Origin of the sequence: Phyllobacterium sp. SB3 (genome assembly GCF_040009165.1) — a bacterium.
Taxonomy (GTDB): Bacteria; Pseudomonadota; Alphaproteobacteria; order Rhizobiales; family Rhizobiaceae; genus Phyllobacterium.
Map to the genome: position 1 here is coordinate 45,779 of NZ_JBDYKI010000005.1, position 26,072 is coordinate 71,850.

Annotated in this window: 28 protein-coding genes and 2 tRNA genes; 19 read left to right on the plus strand and 11 right to left on the minus strand. The window is 52.0% G+C overall.

Annotation, left to right across the window (positions count from 1 at the left end):
* Positions 1–32: 32 nt before the first annotated feature.
* Positions 33–986 (minus strand): prolyl aminopeptidase, encoded by a 954-nt coding sequence (gene pip, locus ABKW30_RS18960; RefSeq protein ID WP_348600486.1) that lies wholly within the window; start codon positions 984–986, stop codon positions 33–35.
* A 223-nt stretch (positions 987–1,209) separates the two neighbouring features.
* Here pip and ABKW30_RS18965 point away from each other — a divergent pair, with 223 nt between their 5' ends.
* Positions 1,210–1,881, plus strand: coding sequence for a response regulator transcription factor (locus ABKW30_RS18965; RefSeq protein ID WP_348600487.1), 672 nt, complete (start codon positions 1,210–1,212; stop codon positions 1,879–1,881).
* Here ABKW30_RS18965 and ABKW30_RS18970 read toward each other — a convergent pair whose 3' ends face one another.
* Positions 1,882–5,364, minus strand: coding sequence for a PAS-domain containing protein (locus tag ABKW30_RS18970; RefSeq protein WP_348600488.1), 3,483 nt, complete (start codon positions 5,362–5,364; stop codon positions 1,882–1,884).
* A gap of 206 nt (positions 5,365–5,570) precedes the next feature.
* On the opposite strand from ABKW30_RS18970, the gene mscL reads away from it, so the two are divergent.
* Positions 5,571–5,975, plus strand: coding sequence for a large conductance mechanosensitive channel protein MscL (gene mscL / locus ABKW30_RS18975; RefSeq protein WP_348600489.1), 405 nt, complete (start codon positions 5,571–5,573; stop codon positions 5,973–5,975).
* A 194-nt stretch (positions 5,976–6,169) separates the two neighbouring features.
* Entirely contained in the window at positions 6,170–7,336 is a 1,167-nt protein-coding gene (locus ABKW30_RS18980; protein ID WP_348600490.1) for a pyridoxal phosphate-dependent aminotransferase, read from the plus strand.
* Positions 7,337–7,350: 14 nt separating this feature from the next.
* On the opposite strand, the gene hemA is transcribed toward ABKW30_RS18980, so the two are convergent.
* Positions 7,351–8,628 carry a 5-aminolevulinate synthase gene (hemA, locus tag ABKW30_RS18985; protein ID WP_348600491.1) on the minus strand — a complete coding sequence of 426 codons (1,278 nt, stop codon included), beginning with the start codon at positions 8,626–8,628 and terminating at the stop codon, positions 7,351–7,353.
* Between the two features lie 233 nt (positions 8,629–8,861).
* On the opposite strand from hemA, the gene galE reads away from it, so the two are divergent.
* Positions 8,862–9,854 carry a UDP-glucose 4-epimerase GalE gene (gene galE, locus ABKW30_RS18990; protein WP_348600492.1) on the plus strand — a complete coding sequence of 331 codons (993 nt, stop codon included), beginning with the start codon at positions 8,862–8,864 and terminating at the stop codon, positions 9,852–9,854.
* Positions 9,855–9,865: 11 nt separating this feature from the next.
* Here galE and ABKW30_RS18995 read toward each other — a convergent pair whose 3' ends face one another.
* Positions 9,866–10,312, minus strand: a complete 447-nt coding sequence (locus ABKW30_RS18995) for an MgtC/SapB family protein (protein ID WP_348600493.1) — start codon at positions 10,310–10,312, stop codon at positions 9,866–9,868.
* Positions 10,313–10,505: 193 nt separating this feature from the next.
* Here ABKW30_RS18995 and ABKW30_RS19000 point away from each other — a divergent pair, with 193 nt between their 5' ends.
* A complete protein-coding gene (locus ABKW30_RS19000) occupies positions 10,506–10,691 on the plus strand; it encodes a hypothetical protein (protein ID WP_348600494.1) in 186 nt (61 codons plus the stop codon).
* A gap of 75 nt (positions 10,692–10,766) precedes the next feature.
* On the opposite strand, the gene ABKW30_RS19005 is transcribed toward ABKW30_RS19000, so the two are convergent.
* A complete protein-coding gene (locus tag ABKW30_RS19005; protein ID WP_348600495.1) occupies positions 10,767–11,384 on the minus strand; it encodes an FMN-dependent NADH-azoreductase in 618 nt (205 codons plus the stop codon).
* A gap of 111 nt (positions 11,385–11,495) precedes the next feature.
* On the opposite strand from ABKW30_RS19005, the gene ABKW30_RS19010 reads away from it, so the two are divergent.
* Both ABKW30_RS19010 and ABKW30_RS19015 read left to right on the plus strand, forming a co-directional pair.
* Positions 11,496–12,398 carry a LysR family transcriptional regulator gene (locus ABKW30_RS19010; protein WP_348600496.1) on the plus strand — a complete coding sequence of 301 codons (903 nt, stop codon included), beginning with the start codon at positions 11,496–11,498 and terminating at the stop codon, positions 12,396–12,398.
* 4 nt (positions 12,399–12,402) lie between these two features.
* On the plus strand, positions 12,403–12,555 hold the full coding sequence (locus ABKW30_RS19015) for a hypothetical protein (RefSeq protein WP_348600498.1): 153 nt from the start codon (positions 12,403–12,405) through the stop codon (positions 12,553–12,555).
* Positions 12,556–12,579: 24 nt separating this feature from the next.
* Here ABKW30_RS19015 and ABKW30_RS19020 read toward each other — a convergent pair.
* A tRNA-Thr gene (locus ABKW30_RS19020) sits at positions 12,580–12,654 on the minus strand.
* A gap of 155 nt (positions 12,655–12,809) precedes the next feature.
* Between ABKW30_RS19020 and ABKW30_RS19025 the strand changes: the two genes are divergently transcribed.
* From ABKW30_RS19025 to yacG, 9 genes are all read left to right on the plus strand, one after another.
* A complete protein-coding gene (locus ABKW30_RS19025) occupies positions 12,810–12,995 on the plus strand; it encodes a hypothetical protein (protein ID WP_348600499.1) in 186 nt (61 codons plus the stop codon).
* A gap of 214 nt (positions 12,996–13,209) precedes the next feature.
* Positions 13,210–14,499, plus strand: a complete 1,290-nt coding sequence (murA, locus tag ABKW30_RS19030; protein ID WP_348600500.1) for a UDP-N-acetylglucosamine 1-carboxyvinyltransferase — start codon at positions 13,210–13,212, stop codon at positions 14,497–14,499.
* A 128-nt stretch (positions 14,500–14,627) separates the two neighbouring features.
* On the plus strand, positions 14,628–15,065 hold the full coding sequence (locus ABKW30_RS19035) for a DUF2948 family protein (protein WP_348600501.1): 438 nt from the start codon (positions 14,628–14,630) through the stop codon (positions 15,063–15,065).
* 12 nt (positions 15,066–15,077) lie between these two features.
* Positions 15,078–16,370, plus strand: a complete 1,293-nt coding sequence (gene hisD / locus ABKW30_RS19040) for a histidinol dehydrogenase (RefSeq protein ID WP_348600502.1) — start codon at positions 15,078–15,080, stop codon at positions 16,368–16,370.
* Between the two features lie 7 nt (positions 16,371–16,377).
* Positions 16,378–16,854, plus strand: a complete 477-nt coding sequence (locus ABKW30_RS19045) for a UPF0262 family protein (RefSeq protein WP_348600503.1) — start codon at positions 16,378–16,380, stop codon at positions 16,852–16,854.
* Between the two features lie 41 nt (positions 16,855–16,895).
* On the plus strand, positions 16,896–17,339 hold the full coding sequence (locus ABKW30_RS19050) for a low molecular weight phosphatase family protein (RefSeq protein WP_348600504.1): 444 nt from the start codon (positions 16,896–16,898) through the stop codon (positions 17,337–17,339).
* Between the two features lie 127 nt (positions 17,340–17,466).
* Entirely contained in the window at positions 17,467–17,685 is a 219-nt protein-coding gene (gene infA, locus ABKW30_RS19055; RefSeq protein ID WP_008122731.1) for a translation initiation factor IF-1, read from the plus strand.
* Positions 17,686–17,718: 33 nt separating this feature from the next.
* On the plus strand, positions 17,719–18,345 hold the full coding sequence (locus ABKW30_RS19060) for a Maf-like protein (RefSeq protein ID WP_348600505.1): 627 nt from the start codon (positions 17,719–17,721) through the stop codon (positions 18,343–18,345).
* The gene (gene yacG, locus ABKW30_RS19065; RefSeq protein ID WP_348600506.1) at positions 18,317–18,568 is read left to right on the plus strand and encodes a DNA gyrase inhibitor YacG; all 252 of its coding nucleotides are present in this window, start codon (positions 18,317–18,319) and stop codon (positions 18,566–18,568) included. The genes ABKW30_RS19060 and yacG overlap by 29 nt, the downstream gene beginning before the upstream one ends.
* A gap of 14 nt (positions 18,569–18,582) precedes the next feature.
* On the opposite strand, the gene ABKW30_RS19070 is transcribed toward yacG, so the two are convergent.
* Positions 18,583–19,707, minus strand: coding sequence for a Gfo/Idh/MocA family oxidoreductase (locus ABKW30_RS19070; RefSeq protein WP_348600507.1), 1,125 nt, complete (start codon positions 19,705–19,707; stop codon positions 18,583–18,585).
* A gap of 145 nt (positions 19,708–19,852) precedes the next feature.
* Between ABKW30_RS19070 and ABKW30_RS19075 the strand changes: the two genes are divergently transcribed.
* Positions 19,853–19,928: transfer RNA gene (locus tag ABKW30_RS19075), tRNA-Phe, on the plus strand.
* Between the two features lie 898 nt (positions 19,929–20,826).
* Here ABKW30_RS19075 and ABKW30_RS19080 read toward each other — a convergent pair.
* The 4 genes from ABKW30_RS19080 to ABKW30_RS19095 form a co-directional block, all read right to left on the minus strand.
* Positions 20,827–21,132, minus strand: coding sequence for a hypothetical protein (locus tag ABKW30_RS19080; RefSeq protein ID WP_348600508.1), 306 nt, complete (start codon positions 21,130–21,132; stop codon positions 20,827–20,829).
* 262 nt (positions 21,133–21,394) lie between these two features.
* Complete coding sequence (locus ABKW30_RS19085) at positions 21,395–22,717, minus strand: LLM class flavin-dependent oxidoreductase (protein ID WP_348600509.1); 1,323 nt, start codon at positions 22,715–22,717, stop codon at positions 21,395–21,397.
* 89 nt (positions 22,718–22,806) lie between these two features.
* Positions 22,807–23,448, minus strand: coding sequence for a glutathione S-transferase N-terminal domain-containing protein (locus ABKW30_RS19090; RefSeq protein ID WP_348600510.1), 642 nt, complete (start codon positions 23,446–23,448; stop codon positions 22,807–22,809).
* The gene (locus tag ABKW30_RS19095; RefSeq protein WP_348600511.1) at positions 23,445–23,816 is read right to left on the minus strand and encodes a metalloregulator ArsR/SmtB family transcription factor; all 372 of its coding nucleotides are present in this window, start codon (positions 23,814–23,816) and stop codon (positions 23,445–23,447) included. Before ABKW30_RS19095 ends, ABKW30_RS19090 begins: the two co-directional genes overlap by 4 nt.
* A 235-nt stretch (positions 23,817–24,051) precedes the next feature.
* Here ABKW30_RS19095 and ABKW30_RS19100 point away from each other — a divergent pair, with 235 nt between their 5' ends.
* Together ABKW30_RS19100 and ABKW30_RS19105 are read left to right on the plus strand one after the other, a co-directional pair.
* Entirely contained in the window at positions 24,052–24,912 is an 861-nt protein-coding gene (locus ABKW30_RS19100) for an ABC transporter substrate-binding protein (protein ID WP_348600512.1), read from the plus strand.
* Complete coding sequence (locus ABKW30_RS19105) at positions 24,909–26,072, plus strand: LLM class flavin-dependent oxidoreductase (RefSeq protein WP_348600513.1); 1,164 nt, start codon at positions 24,909–24,911, stop codon at positions 26,070–26,072. The genes ABKW30_RS19100 and ABKW30_RS19105 overlap by 4 nt, the downstream gene beginning before the upstream one ends.

Below are 26,072 nucleotides of genomic sequence, written 5' to 3' on the forward strand. Positions count from 1 at the left end.
GAAGAGGCGGCCACAAATAGCCGCCTATCGTTTTATAGTGCAGCGAAACGTTTGGTCGCAGCAACAAGCTCATGCACTATTCCCGGCTCGCTTACCGCATGTCCCGCATCTTCGACGATGCGAAGGTCAACTTCCGGCCAGACTTTTTTCAGATGCCAGGCGTTCAGGAGAGGCGTGCACATATCATAGCGGCCATGCACAATAATACCCGGAATATCGCGGATCAGATATGCGTTGCGCAGGAGATGATCGTCGGTATCGAAAAAGCCCTTGTTCTGAAAATAATGACATTCGATACGGGCAAAGGCGATAGCGAAATGATCAGCGCTAAAGGCATCCGCCCGTGCGGGATCAGGCAGCAAGGAAAGCGCAGACCCTTCCCAGCGTGCCCAGAGTTTCGCCGCAGCAAGACGTACATCCTCATCGGGGTCGGTGAGACGCTTATAATAGGCGGCAATCATGTCGCCGCGCTCATCTTCAGGAATATGCTCCTGATATGACTCGAAGCGATCCGGATAAATAATGCTGGCGCCGTTGGAGTAGAACCAATCAATCTCAAAACGACGAATAAGGAATATACCGCGCAGGATCAGCTCGGTTACTTTGTCAGGATGGGTTTGCGAATAGGCCAGAGCGAGCGTCGAGCCCCACGAGCCACCGAACACCTGCCATTTCTCCACACCAAGATGAGTTCTGATGCGCTCCATATCGGCAACCAGATCCCAGGTCGTATTCTCATTCAACTCGGCATATGGCGTTGATTTTCCGCAACCACGCTGATCAAACAGAATTATGCGGTAAAGTTCGGGGTCATGCAGTCGACGCATGGTGGGGTTTATACCGCCACCCGGCCCGCCATGAATCATGATGACAGGTTTGCCATCAGGATTGCCGCATTCCTCCACGTGGATCGTATGCAACTCGGAAACTTGCAACATCTGTTCCGAATAAGGTTGCGTCTCAGGGTAGAGAGTATGTGTGATCATCCAATTCTACTTTCAAACTATTCCCCACTAATGGATAATCGCTTGGGATTAAGATTTTAACAAGGCATTTCCTTGGCTGGTCTATAGCTAATGGGAGCTGTGTTTAGTGAAACTTTATCATGCGTCAAAATCTAGTTGATATATCAGGGAAATTGGCGTTAGTCGTTAGCATTAGATATTTAGGATTATATCTGCTTTATTTTAGTATTAGGGACTTTTACCTATGAAATATACATTTATCATTGTTGATGATCACCCGTTGTTTAGGGGTGCATTAAAATTGGCTCTTTCATCTTCCACGGATGATATCGACATCATTGAAGTTGGTGATCTTGATGGTGCCAAGCAACTTATCAAGTCGTCGAGCGATATTGATCTGGTATTATTGGATTTATCCTTGAATGGCATTGGCGGAATGACAGGACTTATTTCTCTCAGGTCGCTTCAACCACTTGTTCCTATTGCAATTGTTTCGGCGACGGATGATCCGATAACAATTCGTGCGGCTCTCGGACTGGGCGCTTCCGGGTTCATATCCAAAGCTTCAACTCCGGACGTTATCAAAGCGGCGGTGCAAACCATACTTGATGGGGGTATCTGGTCTCCGTTGATTGGTGAGGAAGAGGGCGAACTGGATGCGGATTTGATTGATCTGATAAAGTGCATCCGCAAGCTGACGCCGCAGCAAGGTCGCGTTCTGGATTTGATGGCTGACGGGATGCTAAACAAGCAGATAGCTCATGATCTGAATGTTTCAGAAGCCACAATTAAAGCCCATGTGTCGGCGGTTCTTTATAAACTTGGCGTGGAAAGCCGCACTCAGGCAGTTATTAGACTTGCGCGTTTCAAGGACGAAGCGGTGCCCGCCGAAATGCCGACTGTTGCTCTTCAGTAGTCATTGCGCAGCGATATCCTGACGAAAGTGCGAAAGTAATGCTCTTAGGATTGCGGGCCTCACCGGCTTGTTAATTAATGAGGCTCCCAGTGCCGCCGCTTGCTGCTGCACCTCTTCGGAACGATCAGCAGTGATCAAAGCGGCATTTATATCTCTGTTATAATTGTTTCTGAAGAACTGTATTAGATCGAGACCATTCTCTTCATCGAGGTTGTAATCAGCGAGGATTGCGTCTGGCGCAGCTTCGCCATCAAGACAATACTGCCGCATGGCATTGCCTGTTCGTAACGCAACTACAACGCAGCCCCAAGTGCTCAGGAGTTCTTCCAATCCAGACAAAGAGTCGGCGTTGTCGTCGACACAAACTATGCGCATACCAGTGAGAGAACTCGCTGGGCGTAGAACCGGACTGTTTTCGGAAGACAGCGCTAAAGCATTGGAAAGTGGTATCGTCACGGAGAATACCGAACCTTTGCCGACAACAGAATCTACGCCAACGTCCAGATCGAGAATCTTGCCAATCCGCTCTACAATCGACAAGCCAAGCCCGAGACCGTCGGACTCCTTCATTCCTTCCACCAATCTGGCGAACTCATGAAAAATATAGTCCAGTTTTGATTGTGCGATACCTATCCCGGTATCGCAGACTTTCAACTGGATGAACTCGCCGCGTTTTCGACCTCCAATCAGTATTCGGCCATTGCGACTGTACTTGATGGCATTGGAAACAAGATTTTGTATCAGGCGTCTTAAGAGATTCCGGTCTGTAGTGACGATTGCAGAACTTGCAACAATGCGAAGGTCCAAACCTTTTTCCCGAGCGGCAGGAGCAAAATCTCTTCCTATTTGCTGGAGAAGGGAATCCAGACGGAATACGGATATGACTGGTTTTAACGCGCCCGTATCCAGCCGGGAAATGTCGAGGAGTGCACTGATTATTGACTCGACGGCTTCCAGTGATGAGTCGACGCTTTGCACGAGTTCTTTCTCACGCAGATCGCCCAGCCTTTCAATCAATGCGGAGGAGTATAGTCGGGCAGCATTGAGCGGTTGAAGAATATCGTGGCCTGCATCTGCAAGAAAACGTGTTTTCTCAATATTGGCCTCTTCAGCACGTTTTTGAGCCTTGGCCAGTTGCTGATTTGCCAATGTCAACTCGGTCGTGCGATCACGGACACGCTGCTCCAGTGACTCATTCGTTTGCCTCAGCAATTCGTCAGCATCAACGATCTCGCTTATATCAGTAAATGTCGTAACCAACCCACCATCGGGCATGGCATTGGAACGAATTTCGATTGTCCTGCCATTTTTTCTCAGCTTCACCCGCAGCGGCTCTGAAGAATTGATGAACACTGCTTTGGTTATTGGATGTCGCCGGTTGGAGACATCTCCATGGCGAAGCAGCGCAACCAGAATTCGGTCGAGTGACGTACCCATTCTCTGCTGTTCTCTGGGCAGTTCCAGAATGAGTTGAAATTGCAAATTCCAACAGCTGAGTCGATAGTTGCTATCGAAGACACCGATCGCCTGATCCATCTGATCTAGAGCAGTCTGCAAAAGTTGCCGGTTTTGTGAGAACGCGTCGGTGGCATGATCCAGCAGGATTTGCGCCTGCCGCTGTGCCGTACTGGTCGGGCCCATCGCAAGAGACAGGATCAGCCGTGCAGATGGGGGCCCAACAATACCTGATAGGAACTGTTCCGAAAAATGCACTGTATTGAAATCTGCAGGGTCGTCATCATTCGGGGTTATATTCGATTGTTTGTAGAAGTTATTGAATGCGAGTTCTGTCTGTGCACTGCCAATGTACTTCGCCAGCGTGGTTTTCAATTGTCTGACTGTTACATTGGCCTCCAGATTTTTTATAGCATTTTTTGATAGCGATTTATCCGTCAGGAATATTGATGCCTGAATACGCTCGCTGGGAGTAGCTGTGCGGGAAAGCGAGCCCACTACGAAAAGCGAGACGTTTACCAATAACGTCCAAAAAAGACCATTCACGAAATTTGACGCCTCAAGGCCAAACAAGGCTTGTGGCCGCAGTGCAGTCACCCCCAATGGTCCGATGGCAAGAAAGCTGGAATCAATTGGCACCAGACTTGGCAGAACCATTGTGTAGAACCACACAACCATGCCCCCGAATGTGCCGAGGAACACACCCCTTGCATTGGCGCCGCTCCAGAACATTCCGCCCAAAAAAGCTGGTGCCAGCTGTATCATCGCTGTAGCGGATATCAGGATCAGCGATGCAAAATCGACATGCACGGATATAACAAACTGATAACCGAACGCGGTCAGAAGGATTGCGAAAACAGCGGCACGGCGAAGCGTCAGGATAACTTTTGTGAAGTCTTTGGGCGGGCCTGTGCGAACGGACGTTCGTCTCAAAAGAATTGGTAGGAGCAAATCGTTTGAAATCATCACCGACAAGAGAATTGCCGGAAAGAGCATCATCGTAGCCGCCGCCGCCAATCCTCCGGCAAGGCCGATCATTGCCAACCAGGATTGCCCGGCAACAACAGGTAGAGCAAGGAAATAGAAGTCGACTGAGGTGTCCGATGGGAGAACGAGAGAGCCAATGACTGCCACAGGAAAGATAAGAATTCCAAGGATCAGCATAGTTGTTGGAATGAACCAACGTGCCATGCGCAGTTCGTTATCGTTCCGGTTTTGAACAACTATGAGATGAAATTGACTGGGTAGAAGAAATACAGACGAGATTCCGAGTACAACGAGGCTGGAGAAGTCTCCCAGGGAAAAATCCTGTTGAAGTGCAGGTATGCGATGTCGATTTGCTGAAATTGATTCAAGAATGTCTGACGGAGAGCCAAACAGCCAAGTGGCAGTCGCAATTCCAATACATGAAATCGCTGCATACTTGATCACGGTATCTAGCGCCAGGCTGTGAAAAATTCCGTTATAGCGCTCTGCCGAGGGATTGGACCGTCCGCTGTAAAAGACAATGAATATCGCAAACAGCCCGATAAACAGAAATGGAATTGCAAAGTGCCCGGTGTGATCATGTTCTGCATGCGGTGTATAAGCCCCAGCCAGAATATCGAAGAGGTAATGGATAGACGTCATCTGCAAGGCAAAATAGGGGATTAACCCTATGGCCATAATCGACGTCACGATGGCAGCTACCATAAAGCTCTTGCCGTACCGTGCACCAATCATATCGGAAATAGAAGTAATGCCCTCCGTCCCCGCCAGTTGGCGTAGTTTGAGCAGGAATGGAAAGCCGATCGTAAAGAAGAGAAGAATCCCCACGTAAAGGCCAATGAACTCAATGCCGTGAAGCGCAGCGTAACCTGTGGAGCCGTAATAGAGCCAGCTGCTACCGCTGGCTGCGATTGCAAGTGAATACAGTAATGGTCGCGGTCGGTTTATCGTGGCTTTGTTCTGTCGATCTGCAACGTGGATCGTCCAGAACTGGGTTGAGAAGTAGAGAAACGCGACGATTATCGCGATCCAGCTTGCCATTCGCTATATCCTCGCAGTTCGACCTGCCAATCAAATTGTCTGAATGGCTTCAAGCTGGAGCAAGCGCTGCAACGGGCCAGGCAACTGTATAAACATTTAATCGGTCTATTAATTAATGCAAAAATTCTGTTAGTGTCGCACGTGGACTACAGGCCATCTGGGACGGATGGTTCGCATTATCACACAATACTGGAGAGTGGTATATCATGCTAAAGGAATTCAAGGAATTTGCCTTAAAGGGAAACATGGTTGATCTTGCAATCGGTGTGATCATCGGTGGCGCTTTTGGCAAACTGGTAGAATCCATTGTGGCTGATCTATTAATGCCGGTCATCGGTCTTTTGACTAACGGCACGGATTTTTCAAATCTTTATATACAGCTATCAGGAGCCGCGGCACCAAACCTTGCCGCTGCACGCGAAGCCGGTGCCACCATTGCCTACGGTAATTTCATTACCCTGCTGATTAACTTCCTCATCATCGCATGGGTGTTGTTCATGGTTGTCAAGGCCATGAACCGCTTCAAGAAGAAGGAAGTCGCGGCTGATCCGGCACCAGCCAAAGAAGAGGTTCTCCTCACCGAAATCCGCGATCTGCTCGCGAAAAAGTAAGCTGACCAAAAAACCCCGGCCAACGAGCCGGGGTTTTTCTTTGTCAGGCACTGTCAGCAGCCCATCATTTGGACTGATGGAAACATCACAAATATCCGCGTGATAAAGGGCTGGCATTGCGTTAGGCCTTCTACTCAATGGTTTCTGCGGATAATCCGCAGGAAGCCTGCAAATATTGAGTGGGAACGCAACGCATGAGTTTGATAGAGCATCTCCGTCACGAAGCTGCGGTGGCGCCGGAAAGTGGCATCGTTGCCGTTATGAATCACGGCAGGAAGCAAGAAGGAGTTATTCCTCTTTGGGCCGGCGAAGGTGATCTCCCAACACCGGAATTCATCCGCAATGCGGCGGGTGAGGGGCTGGACAATGGTGAGACCTTTTATACGTGGCAGCGTGGTATTCCGGAACTGAGGCAAGCGCTGTCCGATTATTACAGGCGGCATTTTGCTGTTGATCTTCCCGTAGAGCATTTTTACGTCACGGGTTCCGGGATGCAATCCATCCAACTGGCCGTTCAAGCAACAGCCGGAGCAGGCGATGAAGTTATTTACCTTTCGCCTGCATGGCCAAATTTCGCGGCAGCCGCAGCAATCGCCGGAGCAACGCCTGTTGCGGTGACGCAGGATTTCACTGGAAATGGTTGGACTTTCGACCCGCAGAAAATTCGCGATGCCATTACGCCGAAAACCAAAGCATTATTCATCAATACGCCTTCCAATCCGTCCGGTTGGACCGCCGATATCGAGACATTGAAAGAGATACTCCATATTGCCCGCCAACACGGGCTGTGGATAGTGGCAGATGAAATTTACGCACATTTCTATTATGGCGCGCGGCGCGCCCCGTCGTTCCTTGATGTCATGGACCCGGATGATCGTATTATCTTCGTCAATAGCTTTTCAAAGAACTGGGCCATGACGGGGTGGCGGGTCGGCTGGCTTGTGGCGCATCCGTCTCTTGGTCAGACAATCGAAAATCTGATCCAGTACTCCACATCAGGCGTTGCCCAGTTCATGCAGCGTGGGGCCGTCGTCGCTTTGAATCAGGGCGACGACTTCATTCGTTCGCAAGTCGAGCGGGCACACAAAGCCCGGGATATTCTTTGTGCCAGGCTGGCAGCAACTGGCCGAGTGCATCTTTCGCCACCCGCCGGAGCGTTCTATCTCATGTTTGGAATTGAAGGCATCAGCGACTCTTATCGCGCCGCGTTCGATATTGTCGATCAGGCCAAGGTCGGACTGGCACCCGGTACCGCATTTGGTGACGGAGGAGAGGCTTTCCTGAGACTCTGCTTTGCACGTCGTCTGGATCAGGTCGAAGAAGCTGCGGGAAGGTTGGCAGAATGGATCAGCAAACGCTGATCCGAACACTTATCTCAGCCGCCTGCTTTCGAGACAGCGAGCGTAACCACGCGATTATTCGATTCGATGACAGGTGCGCTGTCCTTCGAAAAGGGAATGCCGAGCGCAGTCCACACTTCAACCAAGGCATCTTTCAACTCGACCACAAGCTCGTTTGAGTGGAAAGGCGTTGGCGTGATTCGTAGACGTTCTGTCCCACGAGGTACGGTCGGGTAGTTAATCGGCTGTATGTACAGGCCATGCTTCTCCAAAAGCCGGTCGCTGGCTTTCTTGCAAAGCTCCGGATCGCCGACGTGAACAGGCACGATGTGCGTTTCCGATGGCATCACCGGCAAATTTGCCTGCGCCAATACATCCTTGGTCAGTTGAGCCTGACACTGGTGCATTCGGCGTTCTTCTTGAGACACTTTGAGATGCCGGATCGACTCGGTCGACGCAGCTGCGATCACCGGGGGCAATGCCGTAGTGAAGATAAAGCCAGGGGCATAGGAGCGAACGGCATCGATAACGCTTTTCGAACCGGTAATATACCCCCCCAGCGTGCCGAAAGCCTTGGCCAGGGTGCCTTCGATAATATCGATCCGGTGCGACAGGCCTTCGCGGTCCGTAATACCACCACCACGATTGCCGTACATGCCAACGGCATGAACTTCGTCGATATAGGTCATGGCATTATACTTTTCAGCAAGATCGGCTATTGCTGCAATCGGCGCGATATCGCCGTCCATGGAATAAACAGATTCGAACACGATCAATTTGGCGCGTTCTTTACCAGCGGCCTTTAGCAGTTCCTCAAGATGGACGAGGTCGTTATGCCGGAAAATCTTCTTTTCGGCGCCCGAGCGGCTGACACCCTCAATCATGGATGCGTGATTTAGCTCGTCAGACAGAATGAGGCAGTTCGGCAGCAACTTGGCGATAGTTGAAATCGAAGCTTCATTGGATACGAAACCCGAAGTAAAAACGAGCCCGGCTTCCTTCCCGTGGAGGTCAGCCAACTCGGCTTCAAGTTCTACAAGCGGGTGGTTGTTGCCCGAAATGTTTCGCGTGCCGCCAGCGCCTGAACCCATCCGGCTCGAAGCGTCGTGCATTGCTGCAATAACTTTCGGATGTTGGCCCATGCCCAGGTAATCGTTCGAGCACCAAACCGTAATTTCACGCGTCTCATCCGCCGTGCGCCAAAGCGCACGCGGAAATTTTCCCACGATCCGTTCCAAATTAGCGAAGACCCGGTAGCGCTTTTCAGCATGCAGCTGGTCAATCGCGTCCTCGAAAAACCGACGATAGTCCATGAATTGCTCCTGTATCATGAACGTATTAGCTTTTTTGACTGTCGAAATCCATGACGGGAGCATGGGCAATTTGCCACGCTTGGTCACATTGCCGAGATGAACACATTGAGCCTGACACTGGGGAGCGAAGACCTGCTGGCGGTATATGTTTGATTTGTGGGGTTAAATTTTGCATACGGGTTAATGCGGTAAAATAACTGCTGATGAAACGGAATCTGTTGAGGGCTTCGACTATGACAGTGCTTGTGACCGGGGGAGCTGGCTATATTGGTAGTCATATGGTCTGGGATCTGCTTGACGCAGGTGAATCTGTTGTAGTTATCGATAAGCTGTCTACGGGTTTTGATTGGGCATTGCCAGCCGAAGCAAAGTTGGTTGTAGGCGATATTTCTGATCAAAGCTTGGTACGCCAGACAATCGAACGCAATTATGTAGATGCCGTCATCCATTTTGCCGGTTCTGTAGTGGTTCCGGACTCTGTCAAGGACCCGCTGGCCTATTACGAAAACAACACATCCAAATCGCGGGATCTCATCGATGCCGTGGTGAAGTCAGATGTAAAGAATTTCATTTTTTCCTCGACGGCAGCAGTCTATGGGGATGGTGGCATGATTCCGGTAACCGAGGACTTTGCCACCAGCCCGCAATCACCCTATGGCATGTCAAAGCTCATGACCGAGCGTATGCTTCTGGATACCGCTGCGGCGCATAATTTTCATTACACCGCCCTGCGCTATTTCAATGTCGCAGGCGCTGATCCGAATGGCCGTACAGGGCAGTCTACACGGGGCGCTACTCATCTGATCAAGGTCGCCTGTGAAACGGCGCTGGGCAAACGGCGCTACATGGAGATCTTTGGAAACGATTATCCCACACCGGATGGGACATGCGTGCGCGACTACATTCATGTGACCGATCTTGTTTTGGCGCATCGACTGGCGCTTGACCGTCTAAGGTCGGGTGGAAGCAGCATGGTTGCCAATTGCGGCTATGGGCGGGGTTTTTCCGTCAAGGAAGTTATAGCCAGTGTGGAACGTATCCATGGCGCTCCCATCGATGCACGCCCAACCACCGCACGTCCCGGCGATGCTCCTTCAATTGTTGCCGATAGCAGCAAGGCTCGCAATGAATTGGGCTGGGTGCCGAAGTTGGACGATCTCGATAGAATTGTCGAATCCGCGATGAAATGGGAAATTGCATTGCAGAAGCGGAATTCAAGTCGATAGTCCAAGGATAGTTATTTCTCTTTGGGTTCTTTTTTGAGCGGCAGCATCAAGCGCAGAGTCAGGAACGTAAACAGCGAAATGATGAAAGCCACATCATAACTTTCGAGTCCTACGGCAACACCGATTGCTCCTGTCGCCCATATGCTGGCAGCAGTTGCAGTTCCCCGTACTGAATCCTTCAGTTGCAGAATTGCGCCACCACCAATAAAACCAACGCCGGTTATCAGTCCCTCAACTATGCGGGCCAGAGCTTCGGGATTGTCGGTCACCAGCTGTTCTGCCCCTTGGATGAATCCGCAGCTAGCCATCGCAACAAGGGGGAAAGTTCTCACACCGGCGCTTCGCTCTTCGGCTTCCCGCTCCATCCCGATTGGGAATGCCAGAACGTAGGCAATGATCAGCGCAATCGCGTGAGGCACGACCGGCAAGGAATTGAGATAGTGAAACGTCTCTACCAATGAATTTCCTCTTGAAATGATTTGGCGGGTAACGTTCGGCACGACAAGACGTTCCGTAAACAGTTGAAAACTGACCGAGACTTTAGACTGCGGCGCAGCGACACATTGCGTTAACGGGTTGGAATGTAGGAGAAGAGGAACCTTCTTCGTAGAGAGCGGGTTTACAAGGACAAGTAAGTTGGAGTCTAAAACAATGGACGGCAGCAACCGGACCTACGAAAAACAGCTATCTCAAATATTGCGACGACATATATCGCAGTCATGTTACCGCTCGGCTATTCGCGCAGCCGGAATATACAAAGTAGAAGAAACCGTTCCTGAAAGTTTGCTTGATCAGTTGAAACGTCTGGATGATGCGGAACGGAACCGTCAGGAATAATTGCTTTACTCACATTAATTAAAGACCAAACAAAAAGCGGGCCATGGCCCGCTTTTGTTTTTTGTGGTTTGCCTATTACGCTGCGAGGGCAAAACCGTTGGTTTGTTCAATAGCTGACGAAATGGCTTTTGCCTCTGCATCAGGACCCATCGCGACACCTTCGATACGAATGAATTCAAGGTCGGTTATTCCAATGAAGCCGAGCGCCGTTTTCAGATATGGCGTTGCATGATCAAACGGTGTTGCAGGTCCCTCGGAGTAAACACCGCCGGAAGCGAGCACAACATACACCTTCTTGCCAGTCACGAGACCCTTCGGACCTTCTGCGCCGTAGCTGAACGTCTTGCCAGCCCGCATTACATGGTCGAGCCACGACTTAAGAGTCGATGAAATATTGAAGTTGATCATGCCTGTAGCAAGAATGATGGTATCCGCAGCAAACACTTCATCGATCACAACATCCGACACACCTACAACCTTGGCTTGAGGTGCGGTGCGGGCTTCATCCGGTGTGTAAATGCCGGCTGTATAATCAGAATCGATATGCGGAAGTGAATTGGCGGCCAGGTCACGTGTGACTAGAGTATTGCCCAGCTTGGCTGAAGCCAGCTTCTTGGCAAATTCAGTAGCAACGCGCGTGGAATGGGATGCTTCACCACGTGGGCTGGAAGTGATCAGAAGAATAGATGACATTTAATTGGTCCTTTCAGGAATGAAACTGATGGCCAATATTTGGTCCTAGACATCTATTAGGAAAACTGGGAAAATATCTATTGGACCCATCGATAAAGTAGATATTAAGTCATGCAGCCAAATCCGACGCTGGATCAACTACAAGTCTTTGTGGCGGTAGCCGAAACGGGGAGTTTTTCGGCTGCCGCTCGCCGGATGAACCGCTCGCAATCCGTCATCAGCTACACGATTGCCAATCTTGAAGCCCAGCTTGAACTCCAGCTCTTTGAGCGGGGTGGAACGCGGGAACCTCGTCTCACTGCGTCCGGTACTGCCATGCTGGAGGATGCAAGGCGCATGATATCAGTGCTCCAGAATCTGCGTTCGCGTGCCGAGGGATTGAAGCAGGGGCTTGAAGCAGAAATTGCTGTTGCGGTAGATGTCACATTGCCGTCTCCTGTGCTGATCGCAGTCCTTACTGCATTTCAATTGCAATTCCCGACAGTCAGCCTGCGGTTGCATGTTGGAGCTTTGGGCGTCGTATGGGATCTTGTACTCAAGAAGCGCGCTGATATCGGAATTGGAGGGCAGCCACTTGAGGCCTATGACGAGTTGATAATGTGCCGTTTAGGGCAGACTGCAATGATTCCGGTTGCTGCGCCGGAGCACCCTTTAGCCTTGTATGAAGGGCCTGTGCCGCTGGCCGTTATACGCGACCATATCCAATTGGTGATAACGGATCTGAGCGAACAGACAAAAGGCCGGGATTTCGGCGTTTTTGCTTACCGTACGTGGCGCTTGACTGATGTGGCAACGAAACATTCCCTGATGCTGGCTGGCCTTGGTTGGGGTGGTTTGCCCAAGTGGATGGTCAAGGATGATATTGCTGAGGGCAGACTTGTCCCGCTCGATCTGGAGCCCTATCCCGAGCAGGCTTATAATCTGGTGGCGCTTCATCCCGTTGAGGAAGCGGTGGGGCCAGCGGCCACGTGGATGATTGAGCGTTTTAAAGAGGAACTGGAGAAGTTCGGCTAGAAATATGACCGGCAACAAACCATTGAGCATAGGCGTTGGTGTTGCGATCGGGACAGCAATCGGAGTTGTCCTCGGCAATATAGTGATGGGTATTGGCATCGGGATAGCAATAGCCATTGCTATCAGCCTCATCCCAGACAAATCCGGGGACGAATGACTATCAATTGAATTGTTTGGGAACTGGTGCTGCGAGAGAGGATTGAACTCTCGACCTCTCCATTACCAATGGAGTGCTCTACCACTGAGCTACCGCAGCCGATTTGCGAACGCGGCGGACTTCTGGCATATCATTGCTTAAATCGCAAGCAAGCATTCGTAATCTCTTGGGTAAAATATCCAACAAGAGCAAAAAACACAGGTCAGCTGCCGGGAAAATGCCGGAACCGCTGGCAGAAATACCGGATAAGTCCAATGCCTTCTTCTTCAAAAAATCCCAGTCGGGAACAAGAGGAGCGTGAGAAACGCCGCTCGGAACAATTGCGCGCAAACCTTGCTCGCCGCAAACAACAGTCACGATCACGCCGGGCAGGCGCTGCCGATGATCGCGATGACGGATTAAAGGCGGCCGGCACGAACCCGGCTGGCGCTGAAGAATAAAGTGCATATTTACTGCGTGCAGTCGTTTTGACGTAGAATCGACGCACTCGCATTCAAGAACAAGAGAAACTGGCACGGCCGATTCGCAAAACTATTGTTATGCACAGTCAGCGAAAGCCTTTCTTGAACCAGAAGACGTGATGGTTTACATCAACCCGCTCTGCAAAGGGCCTTAACGACAGGACGGGTATATTCCCCGCGAAAGTGACAGATTATGGATCGCATCAAGATTGTTGGCGGTAATAAGCTTAATGGCATAATTCCGATCTCGGGTGCCAAGAATGCGGCCCTGCCGTTGATGATTGCGTCTCTTTTGACAGATGACACGCTGACGCTCGAAAATGTGCCGCATCTGGCAGATGTCGAGCAGCTTATTCGCATTCTTGGCAATCACGGTGTTGATTATTCGGTCAATGGCCGCCGTGAACGGCAGGATGGGGCTTATTCGCGTACGATCCATTTCACCGCCCGCAATATCGTAGACACCGTAGCTCCTTACGAACTCGTCTCGAAAATGCGTGCCAGTTTCTGGGTCATAGGCCCGCTGCTTGCCCGCATGGGTGTGGCTACGGTTTCGCTGCCGGGTGGTTGCGCGATTGGCACACGTCCGGTCGATCTGTTCATCGATGGTCTGCGCGCGCTGGGTGCCGATATCGAGATCGAAAATGGTTATGTCAAAGCCAGCGCCAAGGGCGGTCTGATCGGCGCTCGCTATGTGTTCCCCAAGGTTTCCGTTGGTGCGACGCATGTTTTGATGATGGCTGCGACGCTGGCCAAGGGCGAAACGATCATTGAAAATGCTGCTCAGGAGCCGGAAGTTGTCAATCTCGCCGAGTGCCTCAATGCTATGGGCGCCAAGGTCAGCGGTGCCGGTACGGCAACGATCACGATTGAAGGCGTAACCAGCCTTTCGGGCGCGCGTGTGCGTGTCATTCCGGATCGTATCGAGACAGGCACCTATGCCATGGCGGTTGCCATGACAGGTGGCGACGTCATTCTGGAAGGCGCTGATGCCAGCCTGTTGACTGCTGCACTTGCAACGCTCGGTCAGGCCGGTGCTGAAATATCGGAAACCAATTCAGGCTTGCGTGTTGTTCGTAACGGCCATGGTATCATGCCGGTCGATGTTACAACACAGCCATTCCCGGGCTTTCCGACTGATCTTCAAGCCCAGTTCATGGGCCTGATGACCAAAGCCAAAGGCACATCGCATATCACGGAGACCATTTTCGAAAACCGCTTCATGCATGTGCAGGAACTGGCACGCCTTGGTGCAAAGATTTCGCTGTCGGGGCAGACTGCAAAGATCGAAGGTGTTGAGCGCTTGCGCGGTGCGCCGGTCATGGCAACCGATTTGCGTGCATCGGTCTCGCTGGTGATCGCCGGTCTCGCGGCAGAAGGGGAAACAACGGTCAACCGCGTTTACCATCTCGACCGTGGTTTTGAACGTCTTGAAGAAAAGTTGACCCGCTGCGGTGCGGTGGTTGAACGTATCAGCGACTGAGAGTTCTGAATTTCCCCGTCGATTATGCGTTATGCATAATTCCATTTGGCTTCGCTTTCCTCTAACAGGGAGGGAGCGGGGTCTGCGAATGGAAACCCCGATCCTGTAAACTGAGGCAAAGGGCAGACATGGACACTCTCAAACTCATCGCCCTTGATGAGGAAGATCTTCAAATTCTGTCTGCGCACCTGCAGGATTCCGTGTTGAAGGTCGGTGATATCGACTATCTGGCAGCGGAAAAGAAATTGGTGCTTGGTGTCAATCGGTTCGTCTGGGAACAGGCAGCTGATGGCAAACGCCATCGCAGTTTCGAGCGCCGCCGTACAGCACTGTATTTTGGTCAGGTATCAAGTGTTAAAGCAACGGGTGTCGATCGGCACTACAAGGATGATATTCTTTCCATTCTGGCAATCCGCTTTATTGTTTCAGATGCCCCATCCGGCACCATTGAATTGGTGTTCTCGGCTAATAAAGCCCTGCGTCTGGAAGTTGAAGCCATCGAAGCACAGATGGCCGATCTGGGTCCTGCTTGGGAAACGCAATCCCGCCCGGAACATGAAGACTGAGGAATAAGTATTATGACATCGGTACTTAGACAGACCGACTCGGATTTTGAGCAAAAATTTTCAGCATTTCTTTCAACCAAGCGCGAAGTGTCGGAAGATGTGGATCGCGTGGTTGAAACCATCATTAGAAATGTACGCGCAAACGGTGACGCGGCTCTTGTCGATTATTCAAAGCAGTTTGACCGTATCGACCTGACAGAACATGGCATCGCTATTTCTGCCGCCGAGATCGATGCTGCCATGGCATCAGCGCCGCAAGCGACAGTCGAGGCTTTGACGCTCGCAAGGGATCGCATCCACTCGCACCATGCACGGCAAATGCCCAAGGATGACCATTATACGGATGCACTTGGTGTTGAACTCGGCTCACGCTGGACGGCAATTGATTCCGTAGGGCTCTACGTTCCTGGCGGCACGGCAAGCTATCCCAGCTCAGTGCTGATGAACGCAGTCCCGGCACAGGTGGCTGGTGTCGAACGTATCGTCATGGTGGTTCCATCTCCGGACGGCAATCTCAATCCGCTGGTTCTGGTGGCAGCGCGGCTTGCCGGTGTGTCCGAAATTTACCGCATTGGCGGTGCGCAGGCCATTGCAGCACTGGCCTATGGTACTGAAACCATTGCCCCGGTTGCCAAGATCGTCGGCCCCGGCAATGCCTATGTGGCGGCAGCGAAGCGACGGGTCTTCGGCACGGTCGGGATCGATATGATTGCCGGACCATCTGAAGTGCTGATCCTGGCCGATGCCGACAATAATCCGGAATGGATCGCCGCTGATCTGCTTGCGCAGGCCGAGCATGACAGCGCGGCGCAATCAATTCTCATAACTAACGATGAAGCGTTCGGCACGGATGTAGCTGCGGCCGTCGAACGTCAGCTCAAAACACTACCGCGCGGTCAGACCGCAAGCGAGAGCTGGCGGGATTACGGTGCGATTATTCTGGTCAATGACCTGCAATCAGCCTTGCCTCTGGTCAATCGCATCGCTCCGGAACACCTTGAGATATCGGCTGCCGATACAGACCAACTTCTGGCTGGCGTTCGCAACGCAGGAGCGATCTTTCTGGGCCGCTATACGCCTGAAGTCATCGGAGATTATGTTGGCGGTTCGAACCATGTATTGCCGACGGCGCGCTCAGCACGCTTTTCGTCGGGACTTTCCGTGCTTGACTATGTCAAACGAACCTCCATTCTGAGGTTGGGTGTCGAGCAACTCCGTGCTTTGGGACCCGCTGCGATTGAACTGGCTCGCGCAGAGGGACTTGATGCACATGGTAATTCAGTCGCAATCCGGTTGAACCTTTAGGATTCTGATGACGGCAAGCGATGCGAGATTGATAGATGTGGAGCTGGACGACACGATCGGCCGTTCGACACCCGACGTCGAGCATGAGCGTGCTGTCGCGATTTTCGATCTGATCGAAGAAAACCGTTTCCGTCCTGTCAGTGATGATGGCGCGGGCCCCTACAAGCTCAAGATTTCGCTGGTCGAATCGCGTTTGATTTTTGGGATTTCACGCGAAAGCGGCGATGAAGTCGTTACGCATATCCTCTCGCTCACGCCCTTGCGCAAGGTCATTAAAGACTATTTCCTCATCTGCGAAAGCTATTATGAAGCCATTCGCGCCTCCAGTCCCAGCAAGATCGAGGCTATCGATATGGGGCGGAGAGGGCTGCACAATGAGGGATCGCAAGCCTTGATGGATCGTCTTGGCGGCAAGATCGAGGTCGATTTCGATACCGCCCGCCGGTTGTTTACATTGGTATGTGTGCTGCATTGGCGGGGGTAGGCGCACCAGTGCCCGGATTGCCCGATTCCCTCCCAGATGAAATGGTAGGGGACAAACCGAGGATTCCGGGTGCAGTCCTGTTCATATGCGGCATGAACTCCATTCGCTCTCCCATGGCAGAAGCGATAGCGCGAAAAATCCTGCCGTCAAAGGTCTATGTAGCCTCAGCAGGTGTCGAGAAGGGTGAGCTTGATCCATTCGTTGATGCGGTTCTTGATGAAATTGGTCTGAAGCGGCTGTCGGCAACGCCGCGCACCTTTAAAGAGCTTGAGGATGATTATTTCGACCTGATCATTACATTATCCCCCAAGGCTCACCATATGGCGTTGGAGTTGACCAGAACAACGTCCGTACATGTCGAATATTGGCCTACTCCCGATCCAACACTCGTACGTGGCCGCCGAGATCAGATACTGGGTGCCTATCGCGACGTGCGCGATCATCTGAAACAACATATTGAGGATCGTTTCGGTCCATTGACTTGATACTCTTGTGCGCCCGCACAATTGGATCGAACTCCCTTGTTCACAAATGCCGCGCAATACTATAGGTTCCGCGCAAAATTGCGGTCGAACACGGCCGCAAATTCAATTTCTGGAGATAGAACTACGCATGGCGAAAGAAGAAGTACTGGAGTTTCCTGGCCTCGTGACGGAGCTGTTGCCCAACGCGATGTTCCGGGTAAAGCTCGAAAACGATCATGAAATTATTGCTCACACGGCTGGACGTATGCGCAAGAACCGTATTCGCGTTCTTGCCGGCGACAAAGTTCTTGTCGAAATGACCCCATACGATCTGACCAAGGGTCGCATCACCTACCGTTTCAAGTAAACGGCCCTCAGCCTGTCCGCAGGAATTCTCTTTATGAGCGATCAGCACAAATTAGTTCTTGCATCCGGTTCGCCGCGCCGCTTGTCGTTGCTCGGCCAAATCGGCATTGAACCGGATAGCTTGCTGCCTGCCGACGTGGACGAGACGCCGTTGCGGGCGGAGCATCCGCGTTCGCTGGCGCGTCGGCTTTCGCGTCTGAAAGCTGAAAAGGTTGCTGCGGAGTTGAAGGGTAGTGCTGACCTTGGGAAAGCCTATATTCTCAGCGCCGATACGGTTGTGGCCGTTGGACGACGCATTCTGCCAAAAGCGGAAATACTTGATGAAGCAACTGCCTGTTTACGGCTGTTGTCCGGCCGTTCGCACAGGGTTTATACCGGCCTTTGCCTGATAACGCCTGCCGGAAAACTGCGTCAGGATTTGATCGAAACGCGTGTTCGTTTCAAGCGGCTTTCGCGCGAGGAGCTTGAGAGCTATCTTGCTTCCGGCGAATGGCGCGGCAAAGCTGGTGGCTATGCGATTCAGGGTCTGGCCGGTAGCTTCGTGATCAAGCTGGTCGGCTCCTACAGCAATGTGGTGGGCCTGCCGCTTTACGAAACCTTGAACCTTTTGCAGGGAGAGGGGTTTCCTGTCTATGCCAATTGGCAAGCTTCAGGACAATAAACGGACTACGATTTTGACAGACGACAGAAACAATATGGCGAATGTCACGCCCCTGCGGCCGACACGCCCTTGCCCCGAATGCAAGCGACCCTCACAGCGTGAGCATTACCCTTTCTGCTCGTCGCGTTGCCGCAATGTTGATCTTAACAGGTGGCTGACAGGCGCTTACGTGTTGCCTGCCGTGGAAAGCGCCGAAGACAGTGACGGCGAAGAGGACATGTAGGCCTAAAGCCTACATTAAAGCTTTATCACGCGCTGTGTCGCGGCCTGCGCCAGTACAATATTGATGGCGCGCAATGCGCTGATACTATCAGCAATCGGCATCACATCAGAGTTCGTTTTGCCTTGATGTATCGCGTCCATGACCGCAATTGCCTCAAATTGCAGGCCGCTGCCTTCAAAGTCATATTCTTCGAAAGACCGGCCCGGTACGGGCAAATTATCCAACATTCTGCCGAGTGTTCCGCGTGGGCCTGACAAAGGACCGAAAAACGTTTGGCGCGAGAATCCCTTGTAGATGGTTAGTTTCTTGGCTTTCAAAAATGGCGCATCCAGGCGAATCGTACCGGTTGTGCCTTCAATGATGAAATGATTGGCTCCATCCCGATCAAAACCGCAGGAGAGCTCTGCTTGAGCATCATCGTAATGCAGCATTATCTCCGAACTCATGTCCACGCCGTTGGGAGCCGCATACCACAGGCCTGAAACCTTCTGCGGCTGACCGAGGAAATACATGGCCAGAGAAACGCAATAGATGCCGAGATCCAGACTGGCACCTCCGCCCAGGGATCTGCTGAAGAAGCGGTTTTTGGGGTCGTATGGGTGCTTATATGCCAATTCTGCGGTGATTTTACGAATTTCGCCGATTTCTCCTTTATTGATTTTTGTTTTCGCGGCGGTGACTGCGGGTAGGAACCTTGTCCATAGCGCTTCCATGGCAAAGACGTTTGCACGAGTGGCTTCTCGCTCAATGACAGAGGCTTCCGTATGGGAAGGGGCCAGCGGTTTTTCAGTCAGAATCGCCTTGCCAAAGCGGATGGCTTTCAGGGCCTGTGCCAAATGCATTGAGTTCGGTGTTGCGATGTAAACTGCATCAATCTGCGGATCGGCTACAAATGCATCGAGATCGGAATACGCGCGTACGGTGCCAAAGTTTTCATGAAACCGTTTTGCATTGGCTGCGGTGCGCGAGTAGTTGGCTAAAAGTGCAGCTCCCGGCGCCAGCGCCAGATCAGCGGCAAATTGTCCGGCGATTTGTCCGCTGCCAATGATTCCCCAGCCAAAAGACTTTGCTTTGGCGGCTTTATCCCCCGTATCAACCATATAAACCGAATCCTGTCTGTGACCCCACCAAGAACGCATCTATCTGTGCCCTTTGCAAGAGGCAGAAAAACGGCGAAAAATTCGTTAGTTGATGCTGGACAGCAGGATTTTTAGTGTTATAACCCACCCGCTTCCAACGAAAACCAACACGTCGGAATGGTCTGCCGGTCTGGCAGCCAAAAGTGCCCAGATAGCTCAGTTGGTAGAGCAGCGGATTGAAAATCCGCGTGTCCGTGGTTCGAATCCGCGTCTGGGCACCACTTCTTTTTCTCAGCATTTCTTTTGTGTTTTCATGGCATCTCACAAAAATGCCGTACGGAACGCGGTTGTAAGGTGGGCAAATGCAGGCTTCATTCCTTGCGCCACGAGCGTCCGCAAGGCTAACCTCCGGATAAGTGCCTACGGTCAGCGTCAGCCCGTGTCCGTGAAAAGGTGTAGTCATACCGCCATGACCGTTTTCAGGAAGGGCTAACGTTCGGGTAAAGACCGCCCATGTCTGTTATGCGATACGCAGCATCTTTTGCTTTGAGGGCTCGTAATCTGGGGTCAGTCAACGGCAAATAAAGCCAAGCATATCCGAGTTGTTGTAATGTTCGCGAGTCATAAATGTGACGAATCCAGAATGTTATTCTTAATCTCCCCTCGACTAGCGCGTCCTAACGGACTGGGCTGTCATTAATGGAGCCTGCGCCTGACGGGTTGTCTCCCGCCCTCCGGCTTTCCATCCCTCGCGCATTTCAACGCTGCCGGACGGCAGCCTCGGTGCTCTGCCCCGGGCGCGGTTCAAGGGTATCCTCGGTTTTCACGCTCGTCAGACCGGGTAATCCCACTCCCTTGAGTTATTGTACCCGCTTTCGAGCTATCACTAGAGCCCTTGGGTGCAATGGAGAGACCATCACGCCGCGACCTGCAGACGAACACTTACCAGACAGGTCAATGCCGCTATCGATGCCGACTCTCAGCGGACTGGCAGTTCTCGGAGAATCGCGAGCGCGGCTTCAAGGGCGGGAGTGACGGCCTCAAGCACCCATTGAGCCATTCATTCTATGATCGCCTGTCTAAGCATCATCTCCCAAAAAGTAGTAAGCCATAGTTCGTAGGTTAGTATTTGAGAAGCCGAATTCCTTCGGATTAGAATTGATGCCTACGAGGCGGGTCTTAAATTCCTGAACCGTCGAGCTGCTTGTCGTCTTTGCCTTCCCAAGGTGGGGGCATAAAGGTACGATCCAGATCAGCTGATGGCATCGGCATCCAGCACTTCAATTCCGGCTCGGCATACTCAATTATGCGGCCGGGTGAGGAATCAGAGGCGCGCCAACCCTCGGCCCCGAACTGGTCGCCACTAGACCAATATGCAAGATCAACTTCTGCCTGCCCCTGTTCGGATGGCCGGATGGTTACAAGAATTCGGCTGCCGTCTTTCGGCGCGCTCGCCATGTGGCGCCAGCGGCTTGACTCGTCCATGGTTTTTCCTCTTGCATTGCTATGGATTGAAATGTCGTCTCACCTTTGAAAGCCGTCAACACAAACTTTTTCGCAGCCATCCGCGAATTCGCTGCATACCGCAATTCAGCATTATGCGACTTCTGCCGCTTGGTGGTCTGCTGGTTTGCAGACCTTACGAATGGCTACTTGTAACACTCGCAGTACATTGCAATTGACATTTTGAGAAGTGTGTTCGACGCCTCGATGTTTAGAACTGCGCTGACGTCGCTATGCCGACGGTTCAAAAGAAGCGGTTATCAGGTCGGGGAAGTCCCAGGTTTTCACGCAATGTCGTACCCTGATACTCAGTTCTGAAAATGCCACGGCGCTGCAGTTCGGGAACAATCTTCTCAACGAAATCATCAAGACCGGCAGGTAGGTAGGGAAACATAATATTGAACCCGTCCGAACCTTCCGTATTAAGCCACTCCTCCATTTCATCAGCGATTGTGGATGGTGTGCCGACAAAGGCGAGGCCCGAATAACCGCCAAGTCTTTGGGCCAGTTGCCGAACCGTAAGGCCTTCACCTCTGGCCATGGTTACCACTCGTTCGAGCGCACTTTTGCTGGCATTTGTATCAGTAATCTCCGGAAGCGGTCCATCTGGATCAAAGAGCGAAGCATCTTGACCAATGGCAATGGATAGAGAGCCAATCGCGTTGGCGTAATGTACCAAACCGTCGAGAGCATCACGCTTTTCCCGCGCCTCCTCGACGCTGTCGCCTATCACCACAAATGCGCCGGGCAAGATTTTGAGATGATCGCGATTCCGGCCAATCTTTTCCATACGGCTTCTAACGTCAGCATAGAACATTTGGCTTTCGGCGAGATTTGACGATGCTGCAAAAACCACCTCGGCCGTTTCTGCGGCCAACTGTCGTCCGGGCTCGGACGCACCTGCCTGAACGATAACGGGCCAACCTTGTACAGGACGGGCAATATTCAGCGGACCCCGAACGGACAGAAACTCACCTTTGTGGTTGAGTGCATGCATTCGATCAGGATCGAAAAAAATGCCGCTTTCCGCATCGCGAATGAATGCGTCATCCGCGAAACTGTCCCAAAGCCCTGTTACCACATCATAGAATTCCCGCGCGCGCCTGTAGCGGTCACTATGGTCCATGTGATCATCAAGCCCGAAATTGAGTGCAGCATCCGGGTTGGAGGTCGTGACGATGTTCCATCCCGCACGACCGCCGCTGAGATGGTCAAGGGAGGCGAAGCGGCGCGCCACATGGTATGGCGCATCGAATGTCGTAGATGCTGTGGCTACAAGGCCGATATGTTCCGTCACGCCGGCAAGTGCGGAAAGTAACGTGAATGGTTCGAAGGAGGTGACGGTGTGGCTGCGCTTCAACGCTTCGATGGGCATATTCAGTACGGCGAGGTGATCGGCCATGAAGAACGCGTCAAACTTGCCTCTCTCAAGCGTCTGCGCAAAACGTTTTAGATGAACGAAGTTGAAGTTTGCGTCGGGAAATGCACCCGGATAGCGCCACGCACCGGTATGAATGGTGGACGGGCGCATGAATGCCCCGAGATGCAGTTGCTTTTGCCGGTTCATATGACAGACCTCAAACTTTTAAGACGTATTCGGGTTCGTGTTCTCGAGATGCAGCAGTTTTCTCTATGATGCCAAGCCACTTCAGCATTCTAGGGAACGGGAATTTCTCCGGTGATCACCGGCACGCGATAGCCGCGCTGCACTGCATCCCGCTTTGCAATATCGAGATACCAGCGGCGCACTTCCGGATAGTCATTCAGATCAATTTTATGGCGCTCGAAGCGAGAGACCCAAGGCCAGATAGCTATGTCAGCTATAGAGTAATCGTCTGACAGATAGCGGCGATCGCGGAGCGCTGCATCCAGTGTCCGATAAAGCCGCTGCGTGTCTTTGGCAAAAAGTTCCTCGGCAAAAGGTGCTTTGCCTGCATGATAAGTGAGGAAATGGTGCGCGTGACCAATTGTTGGTCCAAAGTTTCCTGTCTGCCAAATAAGCCACTCAAATGCGCGATACCGGCTTGGTCCATCCTTGGCGAGAAACCGTCCAGTTTTGTCTGCGAGATAAATCAGGATGGCAGAGGATTCTGTCAGGGTCATACCTGTACCGTGATCGACAATCGCCGGGATTTTGGCGCCGGGATTGATGGCGAGATAGGAAGGAGTGAACTGATCGCCTCTGGTTATATCAATAGTATGGGCCCGATATGGCAACCCAAACTCTTCGAGCGCAATGGACACCTTCAGCCCATTAGGCGTGATCCAGGTATAAAAATCGATATCGAGTGTGCTCAATCGAACATCATTTCGTCAACGGGAGTACCGTGAAAATTCATGCCGCGCTTGCTGGTTACATCGTCCAATCCGTTAAACAGATCACGCAATGTTTCGACTATCCGTTCAATTTTGTAATCCGCGACCTTGTAGATAACAGTCTTACCGTCACGGCGGCCCTCGATAACGCCTGCATCCCGTAATTCACTCAACTGTTGTGAAAGAGTCGGTTGCCGAATTCCAAGCTCTTCTTCCAGCGCATTGACGGAACATTCCTGTTCCATGAGGTAACATACAAGGGAAAGCCTGTTTGGATTTGCGATTAGCTTGAGCATCTCGCTTGCGTCCCTGACGCTGCGGCAAACCTTTATGGACATGGCTTTGGTCACATAAATCATCCTGCATTGTTTATAAAAACATAGATTGACCGTGAGTGTGTTTCAATGAGGAAACCGCTGCCAACCGAACTTTGAAAAGCCGTTCTCTTTTGAACGGATTATTCAGAAATCCAATGCGCTGGAATGCTGCCTTTTGGGATAGTCCTGTTTCCATAACAATTTATAAAAAAGTAAATTGATGTTCAAGTCCTTCATTCGTAGGGCTTGTTTCATGCGGGATAGTGGAATGAAAATCGGGGTTCATCCAAGCAATCTTCATTTGCGGTTGGCACAAGTCTGGCCGGGGGCATTTGCATTGCTTGATCCGGAGTTCGTCAATTACCCGGAAGGTCGTGATACAGCCCGGTTGCTAGAGAGCAAAGCGATTGACTTCGGCGGCACTGGCTCGACACCGCCTATTACGGCAGAAGCTGAGGGGCTAAACGTCGCTTATCTGGCTGCTTCCGCTCCGCGCCCCGCCAATGGCGGAATCATTGTTGCGAAGGACAGTCCGATCCGGAGTGTAAGCGATCTGCGAGGAAAGCGAATATCACTGATAGACGGTTCGTTTCACACATATCTGCTTGCCCGCAGCTTGGAAAGTGACGGTATTTTTCTTCCGGATGTTCATCGTGTCGAAACTGGAGCAAGTGACGGTTTGCCAGCGTTGCTTGAAGGGCGCGTAGATGCGTGGATCGCTATGGACCCTCGTCTGGAAAAAGCCCTTGGACGAAGTGATATCCGTCTGATTGTGCGTTGTGGCTCAACAATTCCGAACAGGTCATTGTTCTGGACACTTGATGAGAACGGTTTGGGCGAGGATATCCGGCAGCATATCGCAGCAGAGCTGAGCCGTATCGGAACCGAAGTTACAGCTGATCCCCGTCTTGCAGCATCCCGGCTTGCCGAAAGTGGCGGCGGCGATGCGGATATTGATGCATGGGAAAAGGTGGTCCGGTCACGCGATTTTTCGATTTTCCCCGCGGATGGCAACATTCTTTCCGAGCAGCAGGAAGAGGCCGACACGCTGTACCGCCACAAACATTTCAAGGCCCCTTTGCGACTGAAGCAAACAGGGCAAAGCATCCCGGCGGAGATTTTGCCATGAACGTTTTATGGTACATGTGCGCACCGGATGGGGCTTATCCGTGGCAGCCGGAAGGTTCACGACAGGTCGACTACAGTTATTACCGGCAATTGGCGCAGGCCTATGATCATCTTGGCTATACCGGTGCGCTGTTCGCCACCGGGGCTCATGATGTTTGGGTGCTTGCGGGGGCGCTTTTGCCCTATACCGAACGCATGAAATTCCTGGTGGCGGTGCATCCGGGTTTGATAGCACCGACCCTACTTGCAAAAATGGCAGCGACGTTTCAGGAGTTCTCCAAAGGCCGACTGCTGGTCAACATCGTTTCCGGCGATGCCAAGATGCTCGGCGCGTACGGTATGACGCTGCCACATGACGAACGATATGATATGGCTGACGAATATCTCAGTCTTTGGCATCGGCTGTTTTCCGGTGAAAGCGTTACATATCAAGGCAAATATTTTTCCACGGAAGGAGCAAAGCTTGCACTTCCCGTCGGAAGCAGTATTGCACCGCCGCCGCTATGGTTTGGCGGGTCGTCAGACAAGGCGCTAGACGTTGCTGCCAAGCATGTGGATGTCTATCTGTCATGGGGCGAGACGCCGGATCAGATTAAGCAGAAGATTGATGCCGTAAAGGAACGCGCTGCCCGTCTGGGTCGCACGCTGGAATACGGAATCCGGCTTTATGTCATTGTCAGGGACACTGACGCCAAGGCGTGGGAAGCTGCAAACGACCTCTACGCTCGGATGGACGAGGCGGCCATAGCCGCCAATCAACGGTTTGTATCCAAGAGCGACTCCGTAGGGCAGCAACGCATGAGTGCATTGCACGGTGGTTCGAAGCCCGATGATCTCCGTGACCTTGAGATCGCTCCCAATCTCTGGGCGGGAATAGGTTTGGTCCGCCCCGGACCAGGAACGGCCATTGTCGGTTCTCCCGATACGGTTCTTCGTACTCTCGAAGCTTATAAGCAGGCGGGCGTCTACACGTTTATATTGTCCGGCATGCCGCTTCTTGAAGAGGCTTATCGCTTTGGTGAAACTGTGCTCCCGCGCCTTGATGTCAATCGGGAGATTTCTCAAGCGAAACATTTCACATGGTCGACTTTGTTCGACAAGGATTTGTCCGGCTCCGACTCCAATGCCGCTGGTGTGATACCGGCAGGCGGTGAGCGGTGA

Coding starts and splice junctions, on each gene's coding strand:
- murA (WP_348600500.1), top strand. CDS start 13,210: ATGGATCGCATCAAGATTGTTGGCGGTAATAAGCTTAATGGCATAATT.
- mscL (WP_348600489.1), top strand. CDS start 5,571: ATGCTAAAGGAATTCAAGGAATTTGCCTTAAAGGGAAACATGGTTGAT.
- hisD (WP_348600502.1), top strand. CDS start 15,078: ATGACATCGGTACTTAGACAGACCGACTCGGATTTTGAGCAAAAATTT.
- ABKW30_RS19000 (WP_348600494.1), top strand. CDS start 10,506: ATGGACGGCAGCAACCGGACCTACGAAAAACAGCTATCTCAAATATTG.
- ABKW30_RS19100 (WP_348600512.1), top strand. CDS start 24,052: ATGAAAATCGGGGTTCATCCAAGCAATCTTCATTTGCGGTTGGCACAA.
- ABKW30_RS18965 (WP_348600487.1), top strand. CDS start 1,210: ATGAAATATACATTTATCATTGTTGATGATCACCCGTTGTTTAGGGGT.
- ABKW30_RS19060 (WP_348600505.1), top strand. CDS start 17,719: ATGAGCGATCAGCACAAATTAGTTCTTGCATCCGGTTCGCCGCGCCGC.
- infA (WP_008122731.1), top strand. CDS start 17,467: ATGGCGAAAGAAGAAGTACTGGAGTTTCCTGGCCTCGTGACGGAGCTG.
- ABKW30_RS19045 (WP_348600503.1), top strand. CDS start 16,378: ATGACGGCAAGCGATGCGAGATTGATAGATGTGGAGCTGGACGACACG.
- ABKW30_RS18980 (WP_348600490.1), top strand. CDS start 6,170: ATGAGTTTGATAGAGCATCTCCGTCACGAAGCTGCGGTGGCGCCGGAA.
- ABKW30_RS19035 (WP_348600501.1), top strand. CDS start 14,628: ATGGACACTCTCAAACTCATCGCCCTTGATGAGGAAGATCTTCAAATT.
- hemA (WP_348600491.1), bottom strand. CDS start 8,628: ATGGACTATCGTCGGTTTTTCGAGGACGCGATTGACCAGCTGCATGCT.
- ABKW30_RS19010 (WP_348600496.1), top strand. CDS start 11,496: ATGCAGCCAAATCCGACGCTGGATCAACTACAAGTCTTTGTGGCGGTA.
- ABKW30_RS19085 (WP_348600509.1), bottom strand. CDS start 22,717: ATGAACCGGCAAAAGCAACTGCATCTCGGGGCATTCATGCGCCCGTCC.
- pip (WP_348600486.1), bottom strand. CDS start 986: ATGATCACACATACTCTCTACCCTGAGACGCAACCTTATTCGGAACAG.
- ABKW30_RS18970 (WP_348600488.1), bottom strand. CDS start 5,364: ATGGCAAGCTGGATCGCGATAATCGTCGCGTTTCTCTACTTCTCAACC.
- yacG (WP_348600506.1), top strand. CDS start 18,317: ATGCCAATTGGCAAGCTTCAGGACAATAAACGGACTACGATTTTGACA.
- ABKW30_RS19050 (WP_348600504.1), top strand. CDS start 16,896: ATGGTAGGGGACAAACCGAGGATTCCGGGTGCAGTCCTGTTCATATGC.
- ABKW30_RS19080 (WP_348600508.1), bottom strand. CDS start 21,132: ATGGACGAGTCAAGCCGCTGGCGCCACATGGCGAGCGCGCCGAAAGAC.
- ABKW30_RS19015 (WP_348600498.1), top strand. CDS start 12,403: ATGACCGGCAACAAACCATTGAGCATAGGCGTTGGTGTTGCGATCGGG.
- ABKW30_RS19070 (WP_348600507.1), bottom strand. CDS start 19,707: ATGCGTTCTTGGTGGGGTCACAGACAGGATTCGGTTTATATGGTTGAT.
- ABKW30_RS19005 (WP_348600495.1), bottom strand. CDS start 11,384: ATGTCATCTATTCTTCTGATCACTTCCAGCCCACGTGGTGAAGCATCC.
- ABKW30_RS19025 (WP_348600499.1), top strand. CDS start 12,810: ATGCCTTCTTCTTCAAAAAATCCCAGTCGGGAACAAGAGGAGCGTGAG.
- ABKW30_RS19105 (WP_348600513.1), top strand. CDS start 24,909: ATGAACGTTTTATGGTACATGTGCGCACCGGATGGGGCTTATCCGTGG.
- galE (WP_348600492.1), top strand. CDS start 8,862: ATGACAGTGCTTGTGACCGGGGGAGCTGGCTATATTGGTAGTCATATG.